The sequence below is a fragment of the Holospora undulata HU1 genome (genome assembly GCF_000388175.3).
GTDB classification, from domain to species: domain Bacteria; phylum Pseudomonadota; class Alphaproteobacteria; order Holosporales; family Holosporaceae; genus Holospora; species Holospora undulata_A.
Map to the genome: position 1 here is coordinate 1 of NZ_ARPM03000169.1, position 5,196 is coordinate 5,196.

At 36.1% G+C, this 5,196-nt stretch carries 6 protein-coding genes and 1 tRNA gene; 4 read left to right on the forward strand and 3 right to left on the reverse strand.

Going from position 1 to position 5,196, the window contains the following annotated elements; all coding sequences use genetic code 11:
* The first annotated feature begins 401 nt into the window (after positions 1-401).
* The 3 genes from K737_RS08375 (at position 402) to K737_RS05255 (ending at position 2,752) form a co-directional block, all read left to right on the forward strand.
* Positions 402-539, forward strand: a complete 138-nt coding sequence (locus K737_RS08375; protein ID WP_081731185.1) for a transposase — start codon at positions 402-404, stop codon at positions 537-539.
* Positions 540-853: 314 nt separating this feature from the next.
* Positions 854-927, forward strand: a tRNA-Pro gene (locus K737_RS05250).
* Positions 928-1,912: 985 nt separating this feature from the next.
* Positions 1,913-2,752 (forward strand): hypothetical protein, encoded by an 840-nt coding sequence (locus K737_RS05255; RefSeq protein ID WP_024161484.1) that lies wholly within the window; start codon positions 1,913-1,915, stop codon positions 2,750-2,752.
* Positions 2,753-2,817: 65 nt separating this feature from the next.
* Here the strand turns inward: K737_RS05255 and lptB are convergent, their stop codons facing one another.
* From lptB to K737_RS12110, 3 genes are all read right to left on the reverse strand, one after another.
* Positions 2,818-3,537 (reverse strand): LPS export ABC transporter ATP-binding protein, encoded by a 720-nt coding sequence (gene lptB / locus K737_RS05260; RefSeq protein ID WP_006293296.1) that lies wholly within the window; start codon positions 3,535-3,537, stop codon positions 2,818-2,820.
* Positions 3,538-4,392 (reverse strand): LptA/OstA family protein, encoded by an 855-nt coding sequence (locus K737_RS05265; protein WP_006293294.1) that lies wholly within the window; start codon positions 4,390-4,392, stop codon positions 3,538-3,540.
* A 321-nt stretch (positions 4,393-4,713) separates the two neighbouring features.
* Positions 4,714-4,839 carry a transposase gene (locus K737_RS12110; protein WP_152531050.1) on the reverse strand — a complete coding sequence of 42 codons (126 nt, stop codon included), beginning with the start codon at positions 4,837-4,839 and terminating at the stop codon, positions 4,714-4,716.
* On the opposite strand from K737_RS12110, the gene K737_RS11210 reads away from it, so the two are divergent.
* Positions 4,822-4,971 (forward strand): hypothetical protein, encoded by a 150-nt coding sequence (locus tag K737_RS11210; RefSeq protein ID WP_235075665.1) that lies wholly within the window; start codon positions 4,822-4,824, stop codon positions 4,969-4,971. The genes K737_RS12110 and K737_RS11210 overlap by 18 nt on opposite strands.
* The last annotated feature ends 225 nt before the right edge of the window (positions 4,972-5,196 follow it).

Sequence of the window (5,196 nt, forward strand, 5' to 3'; positions counted from 1 at the left end):
AGTGTTAAAACAAGTGTTAACCCCACAGGAGCCTCAGAAAAAATAGGTATAGATGGGGGGAAAAAAGATACGTAAACGGCATAGTGGTGTTGATAGGCAAGGCAATCTGCTCCATATCACGGTTCATAAGGCCAATGACATACATTAAAGGGAGTTTGTGCAGATGCTGGATATAGAAAAACCCATGGAGGAATTTGTGAGAACTCTATTGAATCAAACTATAGATGGGCCATACTTCCAAAGTGTTGGATTATCGAAAGGACATAGGATAGCTAAATCATTTTCGAAGGGTATCTAAAGATTATGAAATTGCCCTAGGGACTGCTGAAAACATGAGTATGATAGCCCATTCCATGATCCTATTAAGAAGGTTAGCTAAATTATGAATACAGGTTATTATTATGGATAATGCCTCTTTTCATCAATTCAAGAGAAGTATAGACTTAATAGAATCTGTAAAATGCAGTATAATTTTTCTGCCTCCTTACTCTTCTGATTTAAATCCAATAGAGAAAATCTGGGCTAATATGAAGAGGTAGATTGAATGCAATATACCAAATTTCAATGCTCTATTCGACGCTATTTCGTGCTTCTTCAAAATATATAGTTTAACCTAAATTTAACGCCCATATCTCCCGGTTTTCCGAGTAAAAGATCCTTTTTCCTATCCCACTGATCCCCCTCAACGCACAACGTTTCATTGAATAAAAATTTCTTTTGAATTTTCTATTAGTGATTCTCAAAAAATATAAAAAAGGAACTTACTTGAGGATGAGGCCTAGTTCCAAAAAACTATAGGAGCTAAAATTTCCGCTCTAGTTTTTTTCATCAAAATGCTTTACAATCAGACTATCGGAGTATAGCGCAGCCTGGTAGCGCATCACGCTGGGGGTGTGGGGGCCGTGGGTTCAAATCCCGCTACTCCGACAGATAGCTTTTACTTCTCTGAAATAATTTTTTTTTATTTCTATAGTTAGTTAAATTTATTTTTTTCTTTTTTCTGATACAAAAAGTACTTCAGCGTGAGGTGCTTTTTTGGTGTGCACAAGATAAGAAGCTTTGGAAAAAAGTTCTATTTAGCAGGAAAAAATCGTAAGAATAGACTAGGGCCCGTCCTCAATTGAGTTGTTTTTTGAGAATTTAATAGAAAATCCAAAAGAAATTTTTATTCAATGAAACGTTATGCGTTGAGGGGGATCAGTGGGATGGATAGAAAAAAATCTGCCAGAGAGATTTAGCGATAGCTTCCATGCCCGCTAGAGCCAAAAGGAAGTAAGGAAAAGAGTCTTTGAGGTGCTGGCAAAAGACGCCAAAACGAGTACGCGATGATCGATTCCACGATTGTGCGCGCCCACTAACACAGCGCTGGAACTAAAAAAAACGAGAACCAGGCCATCTGAGTACGAAGATTCATGCAATCTGTGACGCCCAAGGCAATCTCACCAGAAATCCCATCGCTTTTCAGTTGACAAAAGGTCAGCCCTATGATTCAGAAGGCGCCGATGCGTTGATGGCTTCGTGAAGGCTGATGGAGTGCTTGCCGATAAATCGTATGATGCTGATGAAAGGGGCGGCGAAAACTCAAGGAAAAGGGGGGCAAGGTCGTGATCTCCCCTAAAAAACACAATTTGGAGCATTATGAAAAATCTCTTTAAATCCCGTCGTTTGATCGAAAATTTCTTCGCTAAACTGAAAGCAATACAGAACCATTCCCCGCGTTATTATAAAACGTCCGTAAATTTTCTTGGCGCTATTCACTTGGCTTTACTTGTCGTTTGGCTTAATTGAGTACGGGGCTTAGTTTTCTTTTCAACATTGCGCTTTAGTTTAGTGTTTTAAAAAAGTCAAAAATTAGAATTTTTTTAAATTTTTTGTGATATGGTGGCGTCTAAATTGGTATTAGGATATTGTTATGAATCCTCGATTTTATATACTCAATAAGGCCTTGTTAGAAATTCGCTCATCTTTTATTATTTCTCCTAGCTTTTATTTTCGGTTTTGGTTTGCTTTGGGGAGTGTGCTGGCAGCTGGAAGTATCTTTGGGTTTTGGACTTTAACTTTTGCTCCTTATCCTGGAAGCTCCCAAGTTAGAATTTTTAAGAACATTGCCAGATTAAAAGCTCCCATTTTTCATCAGTTAAATAATGATTATGTAAAGGCTATGGAAGCTGAAGATTTTTATAGAATAGGAAGATTACAAAATATTATTCAAGGATATAGACAAGGACAAGCGGTGGTAACAAAATTGTATTTTTTAGAAAAACAAAGTGCGCGAAAAACTCTTGAAAACATGCTTTATCGTCGTGCACGTAACAATTTTTTCATTTCTGTTTTGATTTTTGCTTTAAGTCCTTTTTGTTTTATAGAAGGGTTTTATTTGCTGAGAAAGCATTTAAGAGACAATGGATACACCTTTCATGGAAGACTCCTTTTCTTTCGTATAGCAACCCCATCAGTATTCAAATTAGCAGGGCTTTTAAGCTGGGGGTGTCTTGGAATTTTATCTTATCAAGTGTGGACACCTTCCTATTGGCTAGATTCTTCTATAAAAATTCCTGTGACTTTTTCGCAAGAATCTCCTGAATTCCCGCTATTATCTCAAGAAAAGTTAGCACTTTTAAACCTAAAGCAGCAAAAAGAAATTTTAAGAGAGTATTGGGTTAAAAGCGTTTTATTTTATGGGTTTTTCGGAGGGATTTTTTGGATTTTAGGTCGTCGCTGGGATCAGCTTCCCTTAAAACGTATTGTATAGTAGAAGTCAATCGTCTTCTATTATTTTTATTTGAAAGCAATGAATGTTTATTTAAAACATCTGTCCTATAGACTAAAAGCACTGCCAAGGTAAAGCGAGCGCACCTTTTCACTCTTTAGTACACTTTCTGGAGTGCCTTCCTTTAAGACGCGCCCTTCAAACATAATGTAAACTCGGTCTACAAGGCTTAGAGTTTCTCGCACGTTATGATCGGTTATAAGTACTCCAATGTTTTTTTGCTTTAAAGTGCGGATAAGTTCTTGTACATCTTCAATGGAACGTGGATCAATACCTGCAAAAGGCTCATCTAAGAGCAGAAACTTTGGATTTCCAATCAATGCTCTAGCAATCTCTAATCGACGTCTTTCCCCTCCTGACAAAACGCCCCCCAAAGAATTTCGTTGAGCTGTTAACCGAAAATCATTCAATAAAAGCTCTAGGTAAAACTTTCGATCTTTTGTTGAAGTGTACACACGTTCTAAAATAATCTTTAGATTATTTTCTACACTAAGATCTCGAAATACAGAACTTTCCTGAGGTAAGTACCTGATGCCTAATCGAGCTTTTCTGTATAAAGGCCAGCGTGTCACATTCTGATCGTTAAGAAAAATATCTCCTTGAGATGGAACAATTAGCCCTGACATTAACAAAAAAGTCGAAGTTTTTCCTGCACCGTTTGGCCCAAGCAACGCCACACTTTCTCCAGAAAAAATCTTTAAAGATACTTCTTGAACAATTTGTTTTTGCCCTGATTTGTAGCACAATTTTTGAGCGAAAAAATTCATTTATTTTCTCTTGATTTTTTTTAAAGAAAGCGTTTGATGTGCAGGTATCATTAAGACACAGGAACGTTTCTCGAGAGCTTGGATCCTGTAGCACCGTTTTTTTAAATCTAAAACAGCACGCTGTGTTGTTCCAAAATTTTCTTTTCCATTAGCAACTTGTACCGCCCCAAGTAATTGAAGTTTTTCTTCAGCTTCATCGTAAAACGCTTCCTTTGAGATTATCTTCCAATCTTCATACATCATTTTTACATTTCCTTTTGCTTGAACTAAAAATTTTGAATCCTTATTCAAATTTTCCAAACCAGCAAAAACTTTTAAGGGTTGTGGAGATTTCTTAGAAAAAGAAAAACAAATGGTATCAGATCGCAACCACCCTTTGGGATGGTTTAGCTGTGCTCCCTGCGTTGCAACGCCTTCTTGAGAATTTAAATCGTACTGCAGCTCCTTGGTCTGCATTGCAACACCACGTTCACGCTGAAAAAGACTAACGCCAAGATTAAAGCAAGACTGCGCTAAAAGTTTTTGATCTTTAACATAAAAAACTAAACGATCTGCCCTCAATTCATTTGCCCCCCGATGAACTACTGCTTGACCAATTGCAACGATACGTTCAATTTCTGGTGATTTTGAAAGGCTAGCACTTTTAAAAAAAATCTTAATTTTTTGGCAAAAAATTGTTGTCTCCCCCTGTTTTATCCGAACATTTCCCTTGGCAATACAATATTTTTTTTCTAAAAAAAACTGAATCCCCTCTTGTGCTTGAATGTCCATAGCAGGAACATTGTGAAATGGAGCAGAAAGCACTACGGGATATGTTATAATCCACAGAGCAAATTTTCGATTTAATAATTTCAATAATATTTTATTAACTTTGTAGATCTAACATCCCCATTCTAATTCAATATCATTTAAAATTCAACGTGATTACCAAAATACCTGAGACTTCGAGCAGAAAATTATTGTACAGTAAAGATTATTACTATTTTTTGTATCTAACACTGCAAGGCGAACGTATTTTTATATTTTATATTAAAAAATAATTAAAGGTAAAATCGGAAATAATATTACTAATAAAATTAATTTTGTATAGTGTAATACAAAATCTCATCACTAAATGAACAGAGATAAATACATTTGAGGAAGAGCGTATACTATAGCTAAATTAGTATAAAAAGATTACGAAAAATGGAATTGAAATAAAAAATTAATTGAACAAGTTAATGTTCTTCTTATATGTTTGGCTTGGGACCATTTTTTCTCAATAGGATTGAGATCTGGAGAATGATGAGGAAAATAAAGCAAACTATGGCATCTTCTAGCATATTTTTCATAGCTTTTTCTTTATGGAAAGTGGCATTATCCATAACACTACCGCTTTCTTTTGGAAGGTTTGGCAGCACCCAAGACGTACCCCCCTTTGTAAGCCAGATATGAACCCAATTAACAATTATAGCTTTGCCAATTAAAGCGCCTATGGGATTTGTTCTTCCCAGTCATAAGAGCTCATAACACCGATTGCCTTTATCAAAGTGTCCATGCGTTCTTGGCATGTCATGAGCAAAACCACTTTCATCTATGTAAGGAATAGCTTTACCTAATTTTTCTAGCTGCTCAATTTTTTGGAAAAATGTAGACCTTTTCTCTGGATCGGATGATTGA

Coding starts and splice junctions, on each gene's coding strand:
- K737_RS08375 (WP_081731185.1), top strand. CDS start 402: ATGGATAATGCCTCTTTTCATCAATTCAAGAGAAGTATAGACTTAATA.
- K737_RS05255 (WP_024161484.1), top strand. CDS start 1,913: ATGAATCCTCGATTTTATATACTCAATAAGGCCTTGTTAGAAATTCGC.
- lptB (WP_006293296.1), bottom strand. CDS start 3,537: ATGAATTTTTTCGCTCAAAAATTGTGCTACAAATCAGGGCAAAAACAA.
- K737_RS11210 (WP_235075665.1), top strand. CDS start 4,822: ATGAGGAAAATAAAGCAAACTATGGCATCTTCTAGCATATTTTTCATA.